Here is a 22025-nt window from a genome sequence, read left to right as displayed (position 1 = left end):
CCCTAGAATGAGCATGATCGAGAAGTAGATTCTCAATATGCATTCCAAGGGATGCTTTTCAAATAATATTATTTCTGTGTAACTTTATCAAAGTAAGTCTCTTGTACGTATTTCGCTGCTACGTCCAGTTGAGATTTTGAATCTGTTCCTTTTTTGGAGAACGATTCTTGTACCACGTTGGACATTGTTGCATAGTAATCTTGAGTATTATATTGTGCTTCAATTTTACCCTCTAACAGTGTGAAAAGTTGTGGATCATATTTGTATACATTATCGTATTTAGCTTGAATGGCTTCAACTTTCTTACCGTATTCGGAATCCCAGCTGAAGTATTCCATTGGGTTAGGAATATAGTATTTGTTATCGGCTTTTCGAGCAGCAATTGTATCCTCAACCGCTTTCAGTGCATCATCGCTGAAGTAATCAAAAGTGATGTAACGGAATGCCATTTCTTGCTCATCTTTTGTTGCGTTAGGATTGATAACCAAGTAGTTACCTCCAAGGATACCGTAGTGTTTGCCGCCTTTTTCTGCAGCAGGCATCGGATATGCAACTACGTCCTCAGGCTTCATTCCGCCTTCGTTCAATGCAGCGTTAATTACGTCAAATGCTCCTGCAATAACCATTGCTGTACGTCCTTGTTGGAATGAACCAACCGCGTCCGTCCATCCCAATGCCCAGTCTTGCGGAATTGCATTTGCTTCCCATCTTAATTTCTTGTAGAAATCCAGCGCCTTTACACCAGCATCAGAGTTAAACACTGCTGTAACTTTTCCGTCTTCGTTAGATTGGATTTCACCGCCAGCTTCGAACAAGAAGTTCGTCCAGTTCCATCCTGATTCATTGCCTTTACCCATTGGAGCGATCCCCGAAATACCTTTCTTCGCATCCGCAGCTGCTTTAGCCGTATTCAGCATATCATCCCAAGTCCAATCAAGAGATGGTGCTTCTACCCCTTTGTCAGCCAACAACTTCTTGTTCACAACAGTTGAAGTAATGTAACCGTTCTGAGTTACCCCATAAACTTTACCGTCCACAATAAATTGCTGTTGAATTACTGGATTGATTTCATCTTTGTATTCCCAATTGTTCCACAGATCCGTAATGTCTGCTACCCATCCGCGTGAAATCAAAAGGCTGGCTTCAGTAGCCCAAGTGTTATAGAAAGTAGGAGCTTCGTTGGAAGCCATTTTGACTCCGATTTCATCAACTGAATATCTCCAGTCGTCTTTCACGATGGTTACATTCGGATATTTCTTTTGGAAACGAGCGATTTTATCATCTTCTGTTGCCTTAAGTGTTGTTTCGTCTGGAAGTGGATAGTGAATTTTGAGTGTAATTTTCTTGTCGGCGATATCCTCTACTTTGCCTTCATCCGTGGAAGTATTTCCTCCAGCGCTAGCATTATTTGTTGCTTTGTTTCCTTCATTCTTTGTGTTGTCTGCTGCTTTTTCCTTACCACCACATGCTGCAAGCAGCGAACCGAACAGCAAGATACACATCATTACTGCTGAGAACTTACGCATTGAAACTCCCCTTTTCCATAAATGTTGTTTTTGCTTACATTTCCATCTTAAAAGAGGAACCGCCAAGAGACGAGGTGCATTCTTATGGCGATCATGTGCAAGGCTACGATAAATGAAAACGCTATCCTTTGACTGCCGATAAGTTAACACTGCGCATAATAAATTTCTGGAAGCCCAAGAATACGAAAATTGGTGGAATCATGACCATAAACAAAATACTGAATTTAACGCTGCTATCCAGATAGCGTGCTTGAATTACATATTTGTAGATGGCTGTAGCCAAGGTGAACTTATCCTCTGTATGCATAACCAGAGAAGGCCAAAACCAGTCATTCCAGGCTGTTGAGAAAATAAAGATCGACAGGGTCGCAAAAATCGGAACCGACAATGGTATCGCAATTCGAATATAGCTGGTTAATTCGGAAGCCCCGTCAATTCTGGCAGCTTCGAATATTTCTGGATGAATACCATCAAAGAAGTTTTTCATTAATAGGAAATAGTAAGCATTAGCCCCCGCTGGAAGCCAGAAAGCCCAGTATGAATTTAACAATCCCAATTCCTTCAGATTCACAAAGTTTGGAATCATGTAGCTTGAAGCCGGAATAAACAATGTCATCAGAATGAAGAAATAAACCACCTTGCTGTAAGGAACTCGAATACGCGATATACTGAACGAAGCTAGTCCCAGTACTAAAATAGTTACAACAAGATTACCTGCAAAAATAAGCAGTGTATTCTTTAAAAACATAGGCAAGTTAATGTAATTCCAACCTTCCTTGAAATTCTCCCAATGTAATACCGTAGGAAAAAAGGTTGGTGGGAATGTATTTACTTCTTGATTGCTCTTGAATCCGTTAAACATGGTCATCAGAATCGGATATAACATAGTACAGGCCATAACTGCAAGACATAAAACCATAACACCATAAACAACTTTATTTAGCGGTTTATTCAAATCAGAATCCGACAATATACCTCTTTCTTTCATATCAGTATTCCTCCCTGTTCATCTTGAATTGAAGTATTCCCAGTACACTCAGCACAATGAACATGAGCACCCCGAGTGCCGTACCGGCTCCATAATTCAATTGAGTAAACGCATACTTTACAGTGAGGAGAGCATAGGTCATAGTGGCTTTGTTCGGACCACCATCAAGCATGGCTAGTTGCGATTGATAAGCTTGGGAAGTTCCGATAATTTGGAGTATCAACATTAATATAATCAAGCTTTTTAATGAAGGAATGGTTATATACCGAATACGATTCCATACACCCGCACCATCGATTTCAGCAGCTTCATACCAATCCTTTGGAATACTTAATACACCCGCCAGATAAATTAGCATCGCCGAACCGAACTGCTGCCACGTCTCCATAGTAACCAAGGAAATCATAGAGAACCTCATGTCTGAAATAAAGGACACTGACTCCACTCCAAACAATCCCAAAAAAGCATTGATCGGACCCACGGGATCGTACATCCATCTCCACAATCCATACAAAACTACGCCCGGAACTACATAAGGCAAGTAGGCGGCAATCCGGACAAAGCCTTGGAAAAATCGCAGCTCTGAAATGGCAATAGAAGCAGCAATCGGCACCCAGAACCCAATGATTAACGCTAATAACATGTAGTACAATGTGTTCTTTATGGAAAGCATCAAATCCGGATTGCTAAGAATGGTTTTATAGTTTTCTAATCCGACAAACGTGTTACCCTTTACAAAATCAATGTTATAAAAGCTGTATACGATCCCTTTGAAGATAGGAACCCACAAAAATATGATAAAAATAACGACCACCGGAACTAGAAAAAGATAACCCCACATATACTTTTTAAAGTTTGATGTTCTCTTGAGATTCTTACCTGCTTTCCTTTTGGGTTCTTTTGGTATCTTCCCCACTGAAACCATCGTTTCTTCCATACAGTTTCCCTCATTCCTCTTAGTGTCTATATTACATTTTAAGAAAGTAAAGGATCTGCGAACATGTCTAAAACTATTTGAAGTATAGCCGTTCTTACTTCTTCAGTTCACTAGGGCTGACACCGAAGTATTTCTTGAAAATTTTACTAAAATGCTCTGGCGATTCGTATCCTACTCTTTCAGCTATTTCATATCTGCGCATATCTGTATTCAGAATCAAAGTTTTGCTCTCCTCCATGCGGAGTTTAATCACATATTCCCATAAGTTGTACCCTGTGTTTTTCTTAAATAAATAACTTAAATAATTAGGGCTGACATGATTCTTCTTGGCAACATCATGAATCGTGAGCCCTTTCTGGTTATAATTCGTATCGATGTATTGTCTCGTGTTCTCGACAATCTGGTTGCTTTGCTTCGTCAACTCTTCTGGAGAAGGATCTTGCGAATAGTTATGCCAATTGAAATCCCCATAATAGAACACATGATAATCCCCTTGCTCTTCGCCCCACTGCATGGCTTTGTCCGCTTGCCGGCTTAAAACGTTCAGAAATTCTACACCCTTCAAAATCTGACTAAATCCGATGATAGTAGAAATACCTAAGTATTTGGAGACATGATAATGCAGACTTCGTCCAATCATTTCTAGTTGGTTAATCTTGTTCATGTCCAGTTCCGCATACTCCTCCTCATTCCACTGAATTAGAATGTTAATCTCACCTTTTGCAGAATAGAAGGCAAGAGCGTTCCAATCCTCATGTAACAGTTCTTTAGCCACGTTCAGTGCAGCATAACGAAGCAACCGGTTATCTCGGTCAGTAATGACCTTATTTCTATCTTCAAATTGAGTTCCAAGTTTCATTCTCATCAAGGAGAAGTAGCAGCCCGTGATCCCCAACTCTTCAAGCAATCCCACGAGATCGTCTTCACTCATAGTTGGGGTAAAGGGATCTTCCAACAAACGGTTTAACCGTTCATTCTTCTCAGGATGGAGCTCTTCCATATGGAAATGTTCTGGACTTCGGGTCAAAAAATCATCCATTTGTGTTACTGGCTTATCCATTTTCAACAATGCATTACGTACCGAATCAAGGAACTGCTCGCTGTTCAGCGGCTTGATTAAATAATCCTTAGCACCCAACCTTATGGCCATCTGGGCATATTGAAACGTCTCATGCGCCGAAATAATAATCGTCTGCACCCACGGTTTGATCATTTTGGCTTGTTGCATCAATTCCATTCCATTCATCTCACCCATCTGGATGTCCGTAACGAGTAGGTCAATGTCCTCTATCCGAACATAATCCAAGGCTTCATGTCCACTATAAGCCGTATAAATCTGTCCAATTCCTAGCCCAGAAGATGTCAACAGACCTGCCAAACCTTTACATATCAACGGCTCATCATCAACAACCAATATATTGTACATAGAAAACTCCCCCTGCCTTCTTATTCGTATGTCTGTACAGATTTAGGAAGATTAATGATTACCTTGGTCCCGCCTTCCGGACGCTCTGCATAAACAAGACCATATTCATGTCCAAAATGAAGCCGGATTCGCTGTTGAATATTTCTTATTCCATATCCAAACTGCGGATTATGCTTCTCATCGTTCAGTAGTTTGTCGATCGCTTCATAATCCACTGGTTTGTATCCGTTATCCTCGATCTGAATATATATCCGTTCTTCATCCTGGGTTGCGCTAATACAGATTTCACCGTCTTCTCCCATATGCTTGACCCCGTGGATTATGGCATTTTCTATTAATGGCTGTAATGTGATCTTAGGAATAATGATTGAGAGTAATTCATCAGGTATATTCCTGGAAACCTGAAATAAGTAATCGTACCTATGTTGCTGCAATTTGATATAAGCACTGGCATGTTCTAACTCTTCCTCTAAAGTGATTAACTCTCTTCCCCGGCTAAGACTGATTTTCATCAATTTAGACAATTCCTTGATCATCTCGGCAGAAGCGGTATTCCCCTCCATCGTGCTCTTCCAATAAATACTTTCCAGCGTGTTGTATAGTAAATGTGGATTAATTTGCTGATACAAAATTTGCAATTGAGACTCTTTCTGTTTCAGATCCATATGGTACTTATAATGGATCAATCCATTCAGTCTCCTGGCCATATCATATATCGTAAAGATTAGGACACTGACCTCGTCTTTTCTCCCTCGATGCGGGGTCTCAGGCACTACATTACCGGGTTCATACCTTCTGACGAAATACACCAGCTTTTGCAGTGGAGTCATTAACGACCTCCAAAAATACAGCATAATCAGAAGTCCTACCACAAGATAAACAACCGTCATTAGCTGTATGACTCGTTTAATTTCATTCTGCTGCGCTAGAAGGGCTTGAACCGGTACTCTATATATAAGTTTATGCTGAAGAACATGGTTATAATTAATGACATAAATAAAGTCATTCGTGATGACATCTTTAACTCCGATCATTGATTCTCCGAGATCCGCTTCTGGTGGTAGATCAAGGAAAGGACCATGTTCTGGTGCTCTAGCCGTAAGAATCCGGTTATTCCAATCTGTAAAATACAATTCACCTTCTGGAAGTGATACTGTTTGCATTGATTCGCCTATTCGAGCGTCCATGTTAGAAACGACAAGAACTCCTATTGTCCCATTCTTATAGATGTTGTTGATCGCCCTAACGTAGGCTAGTGTACTCTGATTTCCTTGGCCTTTGGACTCAGGGGCTAGATGTTCAATTAACTTTAAGTACCCGTTTCCTTTTTTAGATACCACTTCGTCAAACCATTCCGGCTTCTCATCACTAGAAAAAAAATAGACTCCTGCTTTCTTCGGGTTGGGATAGAATGGAGCGAAAAAATAAGTGTTCTCCGGATCATATACATATAGAGAATAATAAAGTGGCTCTCGCTGATCCGTTTCCTGAGAGTATGTACCTAGCAGAATCTCCAGCTTTTCATAGCTTTTGACCCGCGTAAAGACGGTCTCTTCCGAAGAAACAGGATTGAGTCCCTGTACTAACGAATTCTGAAACACCGTTGATGTCACCTTGTTGATCGATTCTATATCGCGATTAATCAGTCTGAAATTTTGTTTGTTCAATTCAATATAAGCATTGGTCACATGTCGCTTTAGAATTTGCCCAGCTTTGTAATTGCCATAAGAGTTTAATATGAACATAGGAATAACTAGTACGAGAAATAACAGGACCATCTGTTGCTTCACATTTAATTTATTCAGTGGATTCTTCAAACCTAACTTCAATTGTCATGCACCCCCGGCACTTTAAATATATCAGTAAAAAAAAACTATCAGTATGTGCATTTCTACTAACATCATGAGCATTTCTACAATTGCTACTCTGCGCATACTGCCCCTACCGTAAGACAACTATTACTTTATCGTCATTATATAGGGAGATGTAGATACCAGTACAGAAACTAAAAAAAGGCCTCAATCCTGCAAATTAGCCAGGATCGAGACCCATCTTCAATTTCTATTGTGCTAACAGTTCATATAAACCTGCGATAACAATATCCGCTTCTTTCAAGATATCAGGACTGCCAATCCCGACGACTTTGGAACCCGCCGCTTTACCTGCCTGAACACCTGCTTCCGCATCTTCAAACACAACGCAATCTAAAGGATTTAACTGCAATGCCGCACTCGCAGCAAGGAACACTTCTGGATCTGGCTTAGCCTTAGATACTTTAGTGCCGTCAATTACGGCATCGAATAAATCGGTAATGCTCAATCTCGACAGAATAAATTCTGCATTTTTACTTGCGGATCCCAAGGCGATCTTTACTCCCTGGCTTCTAAGTAGTTCTAAGTACTCTTTAGCTCCGGGAAGAATCTCTGAGGGGTCTAACTGTGATATATAGTTTATATATTCCTTATTCTTGGTATCTGCCATTTCCAGACGCTCTTCTTCCGTAGCTTCTACCCCGCCAACCTCTAGCAGAATCCGTAGTGATTCAACCCGGCTAACTCCTTTTAAACGTTCATTATGTGCTTCTGTAAATTCGAAACCAAGTCTTTCAGCCAATGACCTCCAGGCTAAGTAATGATATTTCGCTGTATCAACGATTACTCCATCTAAATCAAATATCGCACCTTTCATTCCACTTAGCATGTCTTCTCTCCTTCTTCAGAATCATTTCGCTCTCTCCGCTATGTCGCTTTGTTTACCTAGGTTTGAATTATACAATTGTAAGGGGCGGTAATTTCTTGTCCGCCTGGGACGGTGATTGATTGTCCACAGATTGTGAACAGCATCGTATTTGTGTTATTTATATGCGATGTAATGTGGACTTCTTCCTTACTTACACATACTTTATAACTCTGACCTCGGACGCACAGCGGAAACTCAATCGCTGTCCATTTCTCTGGTAGTGCTGGTGAGATGATAACATCATCTCCTTGATAACGTAGACCCGCGAAGCCAAGCACTGCAGCCATCCATGCCCCGCCATTTGCTGCTGGATGTGTTCCACCGATATACAAATCTCCGACGTACTGCTTGGATTCACCCGTCAGGTCAATCGTTGCCGTACGCATGAAGTATGGATAAGCCCAATCCGGTGATCCAATATCTGAAGCCACCAATGCATAAATACATGAGCTCAAACTGGATCCATGTTCTGTACGTGGCTCGTAAAATTTCCAATTGGCCTGCTTCGTCTCTTGATCAAAACGATCTTTGAATAGATGCAGCATGAGAATAACATCGGCTTGCTTCAATATTTGGGTAGTCGTTGCGAGACCATTTCCCCCGCCAAGATATTCATTCTTGTTCATTATTCTTGATTTCAACTCGGTTAACGAGACATCCTCCAATTTAAAATATCCGTCAAATTGTGAAATCAGTTTATTAACTTGATCTGGTTGCGGCACGTATAGATGGTCGTACATATGGGAGATTTGTTCTAAGGTTATTCCATCCTGTTCCTTGCTTAGTATGATTTCATAACGTTCAGGATTTTTATTCTGTAAATACTTCATCACTTCTATCGTAACAAATAGCGTCTGTTTCACTAGCATATTTGTGAATGCATTGTTGTTCACCCGTTCGTGATACTCATCGGGCCCAGTCACATCTAGTACCTCATATCGTTCTTTACGCGAGTTGTAGTATGCATAAGAATAGAAGAACTTTGCACATTCCCAGATTACTTCTGCACCTCCGTCTAACAAGATGCTCTCATCACCTGTGAAGGTATAGTACTGCCAAATTCCGTGTACTACATCCGCGCTAATATGAACTTGCTTGTCACGGAAATAGGTACGCATCGGACGACCTGTAAACACATCATTGACGTTAAATAGCGTACAGGCATCGTCTCCTGTCTCTTGGCTCTCCCATGCATAAAATGCACCCTCAAAACCATATTCAGCAGCCTTTCTACGAGCCCCGTCTAGCGTATGAACCCTATACATCATCAGGTTACGAGCTACTTCAGGCTGAGTATACAGAAAGAAAGGAAGCATGAACATTTCGGTATCCCAGAATACCGCACCCTTGTAAACCTGTCCCGATAATCCCCTAGCAGGGATCGATACCTTCTCCGACTGGTCTGGAGCGATAATATGCAATTGATACATACTGTAACGCAGTGCATGTTGTGCTTCTTTGTCACCTTCAATGGTGACATCCGACATTTCCCATTTACGATTCCAAATCACAGCTTGCTCTAAAAAAAGTTGGGCATATCCGACTCTTAAAGCTTCCAAGCTAGATTGCACAGCTGCTAAGCTTGTATTCTCTACTTCATCCATTCCTGTGTATACCGAAACATATTTAGTGAAGGTATACTTTTCCCCCGCTCGGTACTGAACTACAATTTGTCTGTAGATGGATTGTTCCTCAGTAAGGATCGTCTTCTCACCAAAATTACATTCAATTGCTTCTACTACTGATACGGGTTGGTTCAATTCATGCGTCCAGCCGTTCATTACCAAGCAGTTGTCTTCCACTTGACCAACCATACGCTCCAAATGAGGACCATTAATATCCCAGACATCCCCATCGATCCCTGTAGTAATCAGCAACTCACAATCCTTACTACAATGAATCGTGATTCTATTTACGATCAAATGTAGTCGTTCTGCACTACAGAATCGTTCTGATAATACCGTTACTCGGTTATCTCCCTTTGCACTAAAAGTTGTCTTACGACGATGGAGCCCATGCTGCATATCTAATTCCTGCTCATGCTCCAGCGGCTCGGCCTCTAATACACTTAGCACGCTTCCATCACATTGTATCCTCGTAAACAAGCCATTCGGGGCATTTACCGGCTCACGCCACTTATCCCCTACTTTGTCATACAAACCAGCCAGTGTCGTTGCCGTTAATTCCGACTTCGTAAATTCCTCCATCGTTCCTCGATAACCCATGTATCCGTTACCGATCATGAATTTGTTGCTATTCGTCGTTATCCGTTCCTTACGGAACCCATCCTCTCGTACGATCCAGCTCACTTATCGTCCCACCTCTTCCAGAGCAACCTCAATGCCGGAATGATCCACGTTATAAGTGTGATTGTATATCACAAGTTCTACAGCTTCCCCAGACAATGCCCGAATGAAAGCACGGCTTTTGTTTACCTCGACTACTAATTTCGTCCCCTTAAAAGTGATAGGGAAGCTGTATCCTTCCCAACGTTCAGGAATACTTGGACTGAATACTAGTCGATCCCCGTCTGAACGCATCCCGCCGAATCCATAAACGATATTCATCCAAGCAGCCGAAATAGATGTCGTATGGAGTCCCTCACGAGTATTGCGGTTATAGTTGTCGAGATCCAGCCTTGTAGCAAATTCAAAAAATTTGTAAGCCTCTTCCGGTTTGCCGATTTCCGCTGCAATGATCGAGTGAATCGACGGAGAGAGTGAAGATTCGTGAATACATCTCGGTTCGTAGTAATCATAGTTGGCGCGTTTCTCTTCCACGGAAAATTGCCCGCTATATAAGAACATGAACATCAGCACATCAGGTTGTTTAATCATGTCATACCGATATAACCGATCGTAAGACCAATGGGAATAGAGCGGAAATTCTGTAACAGGAATAGAATGAATATCGAGATGCGGCATATCGAAGAACCCATCATGTTCTTCATAAATACTCGCCTCATCATCTTTTGGAATCCGCATATGCTCGGAACAATTTCTCCAATTAGCCTGTTCTTGCTCAGTAAGATTGAGGCGCTGAGCCAACTCACTGAACGATGTACCCTCCGCTTCACGCATAATGTCGATTACATCCAACGTATATTCGAACATTTTTTTCGCCATGAGATTAATATAGCAATTATTGTTAACCATGAGTTGGAACTCATCCGGACCCATGACTCCATAGTATCCAAATTGCCCTGTCTTCTGCCCCCATTGACCCCGAGTAGCGTAGAAACGACTAATTTGAATGAGCATCTCCAGACCTTTTTCATATAGAAAAGATTTGTCTCCGGTTATATTGACATAATGGCGAATGCCATAAGCAACCGCCGTACCCACATGCAATTGCAAGTTAGAGTGCTGCCATAGATCACAACTCTCCGTCCCGTCAATGGTCGCAATCGGATAGAACGCTCCCTCACAATCTAACTCTCGCGCACGTTGTAACGCGTAAGGTAGTGATTTATATCTGAATTCAAGCAAGCTCTTTGCTGCCTTCGGATTGTTAAAAATATAAAACGGCAAGCAATACGATTCCGTATCCCAGAATGCTAGTCCTCGATAGGCTTCACCAGTCAAACCTTTAGCCCCGATGTTAAACCCAGGATTATCACCGTGATAGGTCTGATACATTTGAAAAATACAAAAACGGATTCCCTGTTGATTCTCAGGATCCCCTTCAATCTTGATATCAGAGTCCGCCCACACACCACTCCAGTAGTTAACTTGCTCTCTAGCTAATGAATCAAAGCTTACACTCGGGTGAATGTGTTGTGCCGCTAACTCAAGCCCTTTATTCCACAGAGTATCCTGATCTGTAGCTACATCTTTCTCTGCATAGTTGATCACGAATTTATCGAAAGTTGACTTCACGCCTTGTTCCAAGGGTAACCTTACGTCCAACCCTATGAAGCGATCACCTTCTATGACCGTTGTCTCCAGCGCCGCCTGTGCATCAATCCGGAATCCAGAGAATAAGCGATTCTTCGTATGGGAAGTTTCTCCGAGGATTCCTATTATCCCATTCTCTTGCCCTCGCTGAAGGATCTCCCAATAACAACGACCCTGATCTTCGTGAATCACTGAGAAATCCAGTCCAGTCCGTACCTCAACTGTGCCGGAGAAATTCAGTGGTTCAAACACGATACGCTGACAACCAAGATTAGATACATCCATACTAACGAAACGCTCAAATGATAACTTTAACGATTTTCCATTCTTTAATTTCCATATGAGTTCTCGGCTGTAACTGCCACTCTTGAAATCTAGTTCTCTTCGATAATCGCTGAATTGGCATTGCGCCATATCTAACGTTTCACCATCAACTGTAATCCGTGTATACAACCAATCCACTGCATTCACCATGAATCGCAGCGACTTAATAATACCTTTGTAGTGTGCGTTGACTTTGCTCTCTTCGAACAAACCGTTGAAATAACTACCCAGCAGCGTATCCCCACCATACCCTTCCTCAGGATATCCTCTGACTCCCATATATTCATTACCTAGTGAGAAAATAGATTCGGACACTCGATTACGTTCTGGATCGAACCCCTCTTCAACAATCTTCCATGGATCCACTTTTAGGTATTTGTCAGCAATTTTCGCCATGGTCCGCCCTCTCCTTATGTATATTTAATAGGTTCTCATAACACGCTTCAAACTGTTCCTATCCAGATTATCCAAAACATGACCTCCCTGAAATGTCCAACTCTAATTACCTTATGTGCGTTTGTACGAATTTCTATTTACGGACCTGGTGTGGATAGGAATAACCTATAATCTCTATTCAATCTATATATTTAAACAATCGATATTCTTATGCCACAATAGACTCAATCTAAATGTAGAAGGAGTGATTGGAAGATGGGATCAAGTCATGTTTGGAAACCAACATTGTATGATGAGAAATTGGGGTTTGTTTCTAAGTACGGTAAAGGTGTAGTGGAACTGCTGAATGCACAGCAGGGAGAACAAATTCTCGATTTGGGATGTGGAACGGGGGATCTAAGTCATGAAATTGCCCAATCAGGAGCCTATGTTCTGGGGATGGATTATTCAGCACAAATGATTGAACAGGCGAGTAACAAATATCCTGAGAATGATTTCAGAGTTGGCAACGCTGAACAGTTTACGCTTGATCAACCCGTGGATGCCGTCTTCTCAAATGCTGCCTTACATTGGGTGAAGAATGCCTCGAGTGTGGTAGCTTCTATATGGAATGCACTAAAGCCTGGTGGACGTTTTGTAGCTGAATTCGGAGGTCAGGGAAACTGTGATACCATCGTTAAGTCTATCTATGGGGTACTAGGAGAGTACGGGGTCGATGCGGAAGGGTTGAATCCGTGGTATTTCCCAAGTATTGGTGAGTACAGTAGCTTATTAGAACAACAAGGATTTCGTGTAACCTACGCGGTTCATTTTGATCGCCCAACATTACTACAAGACGGAGAAAATGGTCTCTTCCACTGGCTCTCAGGATTAGCAGCTGATGAGTTCTTTCAGGGATTCAATGCAACGGAGAAAGCGTTCATTTTTGATAAAATAAGCCATGCATGCCGAACCTCGTTATTCCGAGACGGAGCTTGGTATGCAGATTACAAACGGTTAAGGATCGTAGCGATAAAATAAAAAACGCCCCGAAAATTCGGGACGCCTTCATGCTAGTGGGACTATGGGCCTCGACTATTCGGAGCCCTTGTCCTCATGTTTGGTTTTCTTTAAATAGTTATCATAGCGATCGTCTATTTCTTTCGCCATGCTTCGATATTTGAGTGTTTCTTCTACAATAGGATCCAACTGCGTCTGGATCCGTATCTCATATTTAGGAGATAAGAGCCTCCGCTCTTCCTCCCGGCGTTCTTCCACACTACGGTTATCCCCATCCGCCAGCATCTCGCTGAGCTCTCTTTCCAATTCTTTCTCTTCGCTCATCTTATCTGCCACTCCTTCTGGTTCTAATCTTTTCATGTGTCACTTGCCTAAATACTTATAATCCCGTTGCGTCTGCTGCGCTTAGAGTTTCCAGCAATTCCGCATGAATTTTACCATTGGTAGCTACCAAGTTACGTACCCCAAGATGATACGGATTACCAGCAGTATCACTTACGACGCCTCCTGATTCTGTAACAAGCAGTACACCTGCCGCTACATCCCAAGAGTTCAGTCCTACTTCATAATATCCACTAACGCGCCCTGTCGCTACATAAGCGAGATGTAGAGCCGCGGAACCAACTGCGCGAAGGCTACGAACTTCCCCTGACAACGCCGTGATTCCTTTCATATTTACCGGAAGTGCAAAATCCCGGTCAGGATTAAACCCAATCGCAAGGATACTATCGCTTAGGCTGCCATCGTTAGATACTTCGGACTTTTTACCATGAATATAGGCGCCTTTGCCCTTCTCTGCTACGAATAGTTCGTCCCGAATCGGGTCGTAAATTACTCCAACTATGACTTCCCCTTTATATGCCAACGCGATCGATACACAGAAATATGGGAATCCGTGAACGAAATTGGTTGTCCCGTCAATCGGATCTACAATCCATAAATATTCAGAATCTCTCACCTCAGACAATGCCTTCACCGCAGCCGCAGCTCCTGGTGCTACATCTTCCTCTCCCAGAATATCGTGATCTGGAAAATGCGTTAGGATAAGCTTACGAATCATCAGTTCGGCTCCCTTGTCAACATCGGTGACCAAATCCTGCGCGGAGAGCTTCGTATCTAATTCTTTAACCAATCCAAGCCTACTCTTAATCCACTCTCCCGCCTTTGACGCACAATTAATCGCCACGGCTGTTGGACTTTTACTGCCTACCACATAAGGAACTTTCATTTTAGATTCCAATGGTTTCACTCCACCTTCTATACTATACTTTTCCCTCAGATATTATCCTTTTTAAAACTATACGCCCCATGACAAGCAAAGTTGCGTCGTTTTCTCCCTGTTCAGTCATAAACAGGCCGCCCTTATTCCTACCTTATCTAAACAAAAAGTCCGTAACCAGGGACTATTCTCCCCCATGTAAACGAACTTCATCTCTATGCTTAGCTTATTATACACCTACAATATTAAATCCACCGTCAACGAAGATAACTTCACCGGTAATACCGCGCGAGAGATGACTCATTAAGAACATCGCCGTATCGCCTACTTCTGCCGTATCTGTTGTCTTTCGCAAAGGTGCCTTCTCTTCAACCATCTTCAGAATGGAGTTAAATTCGCTGATCCCTTTTGCTGCCAACGTGCGGATCGGTCCTGCAGAAATCGCATTAACTCGGATGTTATTAGGTCCAAGATCGTTCGCAAGATAACGAACCGAGGCTTCAAGCGCTGCTTTGGCTACACCCATGACATTATAGTTACGCATAACGCGTTCAGCGCCCATGTAAGTCATTGTCACAATACTGCCGCCTTCGGTCATGAGTGGAGCAAGTCGCTGCGATACCGCCACAAGTGAGAATACACTAATGTCATGCGCTAAAGCGAATCCATCCCGGGACGTCTCTACAAATCCTCCAGCCAAATCATCGACTTTAGCATAGGCTATGCTATGCACTAGTCCGTGCAACACACCGAATTCGCTTCGAAGAGTTTCCGCAAGCTTATCGATTTCCTCATCCATCGCTACATTACATGGCAGAATGAGTGCATTCGGGATATTCTCTGCTAGTTTACGAACCCGACTCTCCACTCGTTCACTCTCATATGTAAATGCCAGGCGTGCGCCTTGCGCTGCCAAACTTTGTGCAATCGCCCATGCAATGCTGCGCTCATTGGCTACGCCCATAACGATAATATTCTTTCCAGCTAATAAATCACCCATGAATGAACCTCCTCAAATTAACACCTTCATTTTGTACAACTTACCGTATTTCCCTTTATTTTTCAAGATAAAGGCTGTGCTAAGGTGTAATTCGAACACTGGCTTCATCCACAATCTCCACGCCATCTCCTTGATATTTGGCCAGATCTCCCATCAAGGCGAACAACGCACCATCTTTCAGCTTCGCTTCCAGCATCACATCCACACGCTCTGTCATTGGGGCGATCTGTCGAAGAAACTGCAGTAGAGGTCCAACGATAACATGATCTGCATGTCCACGCGGGTCACTTGCACTCTTGGGACTAGAAGCATGAATCTTCGGTGGCAGAGGATCATTCATGGGTGAATCCGCCTGTGCATATGGAGTGCTCCATGTTTTTAAGATCCTCGGCCACAAATCACCGGGATCTTCCCCTTCGTTGTTAACCCATTGATGATGTATATCGAGTACCATCGGAATACCTAAATCCTCACATACCTTAAGCGTTTCCGGGGCATTAAAGGTTTTGTCATCGTTCTCAAATGTGAGCTGTTGTTTCATCTTCTCCGGAAGATTCCTCACAACTTCCCTAAACCGCTCTGCTGCTAAGGGCTTGTCCCCGTAAGCACCACCGATATGGATATTGTTTTTCGCTCGTCCATCCAAGCCCATAGCAGCAAACATCGCCATATGATGTTCTAAATCGCGTATTGAACTCTTCAGAACCTCCGGGCGCGGGGTGCTGAGTACAGTGAAATGATCTGGATGAAAGGATACTCTCATCCCATGTTTCTTAACAAAATCCCCGACCTTAGCAAAAGGCTCCCGTAATGCCTCAAATGGGTTCCAATCCACAAGTGACAAATGAGTTGCTAATGGAACCAATTTGGACGAGAAACGATAAACTTGAATATCATGAGCAAGACTATGCCTAAGCAGCCGCAGCGTATTGTGTAAATTCTCCGTGGATATAGTCTCTAGTCGGCGCAATCCGGCTTCCCGGTCGGCCAGTCCACTGAACGTCTTAAACGTCATCGTCTTAGATGGTGAAGCATTCCCCACTACTGTAGACATCGCGACATACCCAAAACGGACAATCACTCAGCGTCCACGTCCCCAAAGAACATCTCATACGCAAGTGCCGTCTGCATCGCAGATTCTTCTTCCGTCAATTGACGAACAAGTTGTAGTTCCACCGAAGTTACTTCTTTACCATTAAAATTAATCTCCGCAACACTAGCTGTTATTTTTACGATAGCAACAGCCTTATTTTCTGGAGTATACGCAATTACTTTTTGTCCCGTAGGGAAAACACGCAGTCCATCCTTCAGCATTTTGCCGCGTCCATATTCTAGTAGTTCATAAAGTTCTTGCTCGTTTTTAAATTTACATACCGAGTTGAATTCCGTCTGAAAGCCCATGATCATCGCTTCCTTTCTCTCTTGGGATAGAACTACCTATTTTACACCATTCTCGAAATCAAGATTCTGACGAGACTCATAACGTTCAAGCGCTAACCCAATAAGCCGGTCAAGCAAAGCTTCGTAAGAAAGCCCTGTTTCACGCCAAAGCAGCGGATACATGCTAAATGGGGTGAATCCCGGCATCGTGTTCACTTCATTAATCCAAATCTTCTGATCCGTCTTGGTCACAAAGAAATCAGCGCGGCACAAACCACTCCCTGCGACCGCTTTAAAAGCTGTGATTGCCAGATCACGTACACGATCCGCCAGTTCTGTATCCAGTGGTGCCGGAATCAACATCTGTGATTTGCCATCGAGATATTTAGCCTGATAATCATAGTATTCCCCAGAAGTTACGATTTCCCCAGGAACAGACGCCTGCGGCTCATCGTTACCAAGCACGCCTACCTCAACCTCACGAGCGTCAACGAATTCTTCGACTAGAACTTTCACATCATAACGGAAGGCAAGCGCGATCGAGTTCAACAATTCCTCTCTAGTTCTTGCTTTGGAGATACCAACACTTGAACCTAGATTGGCCGGCTTCACGAAGCAAGGATACCCTAGTTTCTGTTCGATGTCTTGTATCAAAGCATGACTACCATTTTTCCATTCTGAAGCGGTGAAATAGCAATACTTACATTGTTCAAGTCCTGCGTCGGCGAACAATTTCTTCATGACAACTTTGTCCATACCCGCTGCGGAGGATAATACACCTGCCCCTACATACGGCAAGTCTGCCATTTCGAATAATCCTTGAATCGTGCCATCTTCTCCATAAGTTCCATGCAGCAGCGGAAAAGCTACATCAATCGCAGCTTTACCAGACGCTAGCTTTCCAAATAATGATTGAATAGCAGCCGTAGTATCACCAGCGCCCTCTTCTAGCTTTAGTTCTTCTAATGCAGCGAATGGCCCGGATAATTTGGTCCCTACTCTCCATTCTCCCCGCTTTGTGATGTAAAATGGAATGAGTTCATATTTATCATAATTAAACGCTTTGGAAACCGCAAAAGCCGTCTGTAGTGACACTTCATGCTCTCCCGATTTGCCGCCGTAAATCAACCCTACGTTCAATTTGTCCTGTACCATGGGTAACATCTCTCTTCTATATAATAGTCAGAACCAGTCCGCGATATGGAAAAAACGGTATACGGTGTTCTCGGTCCACGCATAAGAATCCTTGTAATCCCAGTAACGATGTCTACTTGGTGTAGTATGAGCGTTTACTAGAGGCATTCCTCCTGCGTCAAATGCAGTGACGATTGTACTGTGCTGGTATGCGCCGTCTCCATCCCAATCATAAATAATAACGTCTCCTAGCTGAAGCTGTTCCGGTCGATCCACCACTTCTGCCCGCAACCCAGATCTGCTGTGTGTCAAATGACGTTCTAACCCACCGGCAACGGCCCAACTGAAGCTCCAAGCTTCTTTACCGTTAACATATCCCTTGTACCACCAGCCCGATTCTCTTTTTCCAGTATAGTTTATTGGGGCACCGCCTGCAAAGAGGCATTGCGAGATAAAATGGGTACAATCCACTTCAAATGTGGAGAATTCTGGATTGAAATCATTCCACCATTTATCCGCGTACTGAACCGCATCTTTCCGTCGATATGCTGTACTTCGAGCCACCCCACCTAATAGCTCTTTATTTAAAAAGGGACTACTTGGGCCATTTTTCGAATCTACGTTCTCAGTTTGATAGCGCGGCAATATAAATGAAGCATGTCTCTCCGGTACACGATGTTCGATCCGAGTTATGAACCAATCTTCTTCATCTCGCACCAGCGTCAATCGTTGTTCTTCGACCCGCTCCTCCTGATGCCTAGCACCACCTTTGTTGTAGTATGTTGTCCGAAAAAACTGTAATTCAACTTCAATCTCACCTTCACGGTTTTGTATTTCACGAATGAGTTTGGCCCGTGTCTCATTCCGTAACGGTACGGCTCTTCTCTCTTTGTACCATTGATCCAACCTATGTTTCCGTCCACCACGACTCATCAAATATTCTAGATCGGTAACTACTGTACTTTGGCTCCGAGTTCCATAGTCGACCTCATCTTGATTGTACTGGTTCACATATATAGACAGTGTATTTCTCCAACCATCCATCAACGACCGCCTCCTTTACTATCTTCCAAATTATATGAGCACGGAGGGCTCGGTATGTTCCTTAGCACTGCGAAAACGGATGGGAGTGAATTGTCTTGAAAGCCTATTCATTAGCGACAATTGGATCATTTTAGAGGTTACTATGAGTCAAAAAGTTCTTTACTCACCGACAGGAGGACGGTATACTGAATATAGTGAGTTTTTTGAAATTGTGTTTCACGTAGTGAAACAAGGAGGTTCGTTTATGTCAACCAAAGATTTCTTCTCCAATTGCCGCACGCTAGAAGTAGGCGGGAAAAACTACCGCTATTACGACCTGCAAGCTCTGGAAGAACAAGGGCTCGGTAAAATTTCTAAATTGCCTTTCTCTATTAAAGTACTGCTTGAAGCTGCTGTTCGCCAATTTGATGGTAGAGCCATCACCCACGAGCATGTGAAGCAAATTGCCGGATGGGGTGAAGGTCAAGATCAAGACGATAGCAAAGAGATTCCATTTATCCCCGCTCGAATCGTGCTTCAAGACTTCACAGGAGTTCCGGTCGTTGTAGATTTAGCTGCAATGCGCGATACCGTGAAGAAAGCTGGCGGAGATCCAAAACAGATTAATCCTTTGGTTCCTGTTGATCTCGTAATCGATCACTCTGTCATGGTCGATGCTTTCGGTACTTCGGAAGCATTGGATTATAATATGAATATTGAATTTGAACGGAATGAAGAGCGTTATCGTTTTCTTCGTTGGGCACAGACTGCATTTAATAATTTCCGTGCCGTACCTCCGGCTACAGGTATCGTTCACCAAGTTAACCTAGAGTATCTAGCATCCGTAGCTGCAACTAAGACGGTAGACGGAGAAACTGTAGTATTCCCTGATTCTCTCGTTGGAACGGATTCTCACACAACGATGATCAACGGTTTGGGCGTTGTAGGCTGGGGTGTAGGAGGAATTGAAGCCGAGGCTGGTATGTTAGGACAACCATTGTACTTTGTAGCACCTGAGGTCATTGGTTTTAAATTGGTAGGTAGTCTTACTGAGGGCGCAACAGCAACTGACCTTGCTCTTACCGTAACGGAAATGTTACGTAAGAAAGGTGTTGTCGGTAAATTCGTAGAGTTCTACGGACCAGGCCTTGCTAATATCGGTCTAGCTGACCGTGCTACGGTTGCTAATATGGCACCAGAATACGGCGCTACAATGGGTTATTTCCCAGTAGATGATGAGACACTGGCTTATCTTCGTAGCACAGGTCGTACAGACGAGCAAATTGCACTCGTGGAAGCCTATTACCGTGCACAAGGTATGTTCCGTACAAATGATACAGAAGATCCACAATTCACCGACTTGATCGAACTAGATCTTGCTTCGGTTGTACCAAGTCTTGCAGGACCTAAGCGTCCACAAGACCGCATTGAACTTACTCAAATGAAAGAAAACTTTAACTCAATTATCCGCACACCAGTTGAAAAAGGTGGATATGGTCTCACTGATGAGAAAATAGCCCAAAAAGTAACTGTGAAACACCCGAATGGTAATACGAGTGAATTCGGTGCGGGTGCAGTTGTCATCGCCGCTATTACAAGTTGTACGAATACATCTAACCCTAGTGTTATGGTGGGTGCTGGACTACTGGCGAAGAAAGCTGTAGAACGTGGACTGAAAAAACCAGACTATGTGAAGAGCAGTTTGACACCTGGTTCCCTTGTCGTAACGGAATACCTGAACAAAGCAGGACTCATTAAGCCGCTCGAAGAGCTTGGCTTCCATGTGGCTGGCTACGGTTGCGCTACCTGTATCGGTAACTCAGGTCCACTTCCAGACGAAGTTAATGCAGCTATCGCAGACAACGATCTTACTGTCGCCGCTGTCCTCTCCGGTAACCGGAATTTTGAGGGACGCGTTCACGCACAGGTGAAAGCCAACTATTTGGCCTCTCCTCCACTCGTTGTTGCTTATGCGTTAGCAGGTACAGTCAACATTGATTTGCAAAATGATCCTATCGGCTATGATAACAATGAACAGCCGGTATATTTGAAGGATATCTGGCCTTCTTCTGCTGAGATTAAAGAAGCTATTAACCAGTCGCTCAGCCCGGAAATGTTCCGCAGCAAATATGAGAATGTATTCACTCAAAATGAGCGTTGGAATTCCATTCCCGTTCCCGAAGGTGAACTCTACGAGTGGGATGAGAACTCTACCTACATTCAAAATCCGCCGTTCTTCGAGAAAATCGGTGAAGGATTACAAGATATTGCCGACATTCGCGGAGCACGCGTTCTTGCCCTACTTAGCGATTCCGTAACCACTGACCATATCTCTCCAGCCGGTAGCATTACGCCAACTAGCCCTGCTGGTACTTATCTGAATGATCACGGGGTTGCTCGTAAAGACTTCAATTCCTATGGCTCACGTCGTGGTAACCATGAAGTGATGATGCGCGGTACCTTCGCGAACATTCGTATTCGGAACCAAGTCGCTCCAGGTACAGAAGGTGGCATCACGAAATACTTACCTACGGATGCGCTAATGTCGATCTACGACGCTTCGATGAAATATCAGGAAGATGGACAGAACCTAGTAGTTATCGCTGGTAAAGAATACGGCACAGGCAGTTCCCGTGACTGGGCAGCCAAAGGAACTTATCTGCTTGGCGTAAAAGCCGTCATTGCAGAAAGCTTCGAACGTATTCACCGGAGTAACCTCGTTGGTATGGGCGTTCTTCCGCTCCAATTCCAAGAGGGCCATGGTTGGAAAACCCTTGGCATCGATGGCACAGAGACTTTCGATATTGTCGGTCTCAGCAACGATGTGAAGCCAGGTCAAGTTCTGACTGTTATCGCTACCCGTGAGGATGGCACACAGTTTGAATTCCCAGCAATCGCTCGTCTCGACAGCATGGTCGATGTGGATTACTACTACAACGGTGGTATTCTACAAACCGTACTCCGTCAAATGATTCAGGGTGTAGTGAACTAATTACAGTTCAGAGGCTAATTAAACAATAAAAATGTCCCATAGGCCA

General features: G+C 43.4%; 17 protein-coding genes. 2 read left to right on the top strand and 15 right to left on the bottom strand.

Features of this window, described 5'->3' with window-relative positions:
* Positions 1–68 precede the first annotated feature (68 nt).
* The 8 genes from NST85_RS03800 to NST85_RS03765 all read right to left on the bottom strand — a co-directional run bounded on the left by NST85_RS03800 (position 69) and on the right by NST85_RS03765 (position 12232).
* Positions 69–1526, bottom strand: coding sequence for an ABC transporter substrate-binding protein (locus NST85_RS03800; protein ID WP_341188572.1), 1458 nt, complete (start codon positions 1524–1526; stop codon positions 69–71).
* A gap of 121 nt (positions 1527–1647) precedes the next feature.
* On the bottom strand, positions 1648–2514 hold the full coding sequence (locus tag NST85_RS03795) for a carbohydrate ABC transporter permease (RefSeq protein WP_341188571.1): 867 nt from the start codon (positions 2512–2514) through the stop codon (positions 1648–1650).
* A gap of 1 nt (position 2515) precedes the next feature.
* Complete coding sequence (locus NST85_RS03790; RefSeq protein WP_341188570.1) at positions 2516–3451, bottom strand: carbohydrate ABC transporter permease; 936 nt, start codon at positions 3449–3451, stop codon at positions 2516–2518.
* Positions 3452–3545: 94 nt separating this feature from the next.
* Positions 3546–4877 carry a response regulator transcription factor gene (locus tag NST85_RS03785; RefSeq protein WP_341188569.1) on the bottom strand — a complete coding sequence of 444 codons (1332 nt, stop codon included), beginning with the start codon at positions 4875–4877 and terminating at the stop codon, positions 3546–3548.
* A gap of 20 nt (positions 4878–4897) precedes the next feature.
* Positions 4898–6706, bottom strand: a complete 1809-nt coding sequence (locus tag NST85_RS03780; protein WP_341188568.1) for a sensor histidine kinase — start codon at positions 6704–6706, stop codon at positions 4898–4900.
* 232 nt (positions 6707–6938) lie between these two features.
* Positions 6939–7577, bottom strand: a complete 639-nt coding sequence (pgmB, locus tag NST85_RS03775) for a beta-phosphoglucomutase (protein WP_127193967.1) — start codon at positions 7575–7577, stop codon at positions 6939–6941.
* A 56-nt stretch (positions 7578–7633) separates the two neighbouring features.
* Positions 7634–9925, bottom strand: a complete 2292-nt coding sequence (locus NST85_RS03770; protein ID WP_341188567.1) for a glycoside hydrolase family 65 protein — start codon at positions 9923–9925, stop codon at positions 7634–7636.
* Positions 9926–12232: a glycoside hydrolase family 65 protein gene (locus NST85_RS03765; protein ID WP_341188566.1), complete on the bottom strand. Its 2307-nt coding sequence runs from the start codon at positions 12230–12232 to the stop codon at positions 9926–9928. It lies immediately after the preceding gene.
* 255 nt (positions 12233–12487) lie between these two features.
* Here NST85_RS03765 and NST85_RS03760 point away from each other — a divergent pair, with 255 nt between their 5' ends.
* The gene (locus tag NST85_RS03760) at positions 12488–13252 is read left to right on the top strand and encodes a class I SAM-dependent methyltransferase (RefSeq protein WP_341188565.1); all 765 of its coding nucleotides are present in this window, start codon (positions 12488–12490) and stop codon (positions 13250–13252) included.
* Between the two features lie 54 nt (positions 13253–13306).
* On the opposite strand, the gene NST85_RS03755 is transcribed toward NST85_RS03760, so the two are convergent.
* From NST85_RS03755 to NST85_RS03725, 7 genes are all read right to left on the bottom strand, one after another.
* Positions 13307–13555 carry a hypothetical protein gene (locus tag NST85_RS03755; protein WP_127193963.1) on the bottom strand — a complete coding sequence of 83 codons (249 nt, stop codon included), beginning with the start codon at positions 13553–13555 and terminating at the stop codon, positions 13307–13309.
* A gap of 55 nt (positions 13556–13610) precedes the next feature.
* Complete coding sequence (locus NST85_RS03750) at positions 13611–14459, bottom strand: inositol monophosphatase family protein (RefSeq protein WP_445671171.1); 849 nt, start codon at positions 14457–14459, stop codon at positions 13611–13613.
* Between the two features lie 220 nt (positions 14460–14679).
* Positions 14680–15450, bottom strand: coding sequence for an enoyl-ACP reductase FabI (gene fabI / locus NST85_RS03745; protein WP_341188563.1), 771 nt, complete (start codon positions 15448–15450; stop codon positions 14680–14682).
* 79 nt (positions 15451–15529) lie between these two features.
* A complete protein-coding gene (gene uvsE / locus NST85_RS03740) occupies positions 15530–16531 on the bottom strand; it encodes a UV DNA damage repair endonuclease UvsE (protein ID WP_127193960.1) in 1002 nt (333 codons plus the stop codon).
* The gene (locus NST85_RS03735) at positions 16528–16851 is read right to left on the bottom strand and encodes a hypothetical protein (RefSeq protein WP_127193959.1); all 324 of its coding nucleotides are present in this window, start codon (positions 16849–16851) and stop codon (positions 16528–16530) included. The genes uvsE and NST85_RS03735 overlap by 4 nt, the downstream gene beginning before the upstream one ends.
* A gap of 36 nt (positions 16852–16887) precedes the next feature.
* Complete coding sequence (locus NST85_RS03730; RefSeq protein WP_127193958.1) at positions 16888–17985, bottom strand: D-alanine--D-alanine ligase; 1098 nt, start codon at positions 17983–17985, stop codon at positions 16888–16890.
* Positions 17986–18012: 27 nt separating this feature from the next.
* Positions 18013–19008, bottom strand: coding sequence for an amidase domain-containing protein (locus tag NST85_RS03725; protein WP_445671142.1), 996 nt, complete (start codon positions 19006–19008; stop codon positions 18013–18015).
* A gap of 244 nt (positions 19009–19252) precedes the next feature.
* Between NST85_RS03725 and acnA the strand changes: the two genes are divergently transcribed.
* Positions 19253–21979, top strand: coding sequence for an aconitate hydratase AcnA (gene acnA, locus NST85_RS03720; protein WP_127193956.1), 2727 nt, complete (start codon positions 19253–19255; stop codon positions 21977–21979).
* Positions 21980–22025 lie beyond the last annotated feature (46 nt).

The organism is Paenibacillus sp. FSL K6-2524, assembly GCF_038005525.1.
In the GTDB taxonomy this organism is placed as follows: Bacteria; Bacillota; Bacilli; order Paenibacillales; family Paenibacillaceae; genus Fontibacillus; species Fontibacillus anaericanus.
This window is presented reverse-complemented; position numbering and strand designations above follow the sequence as displayed.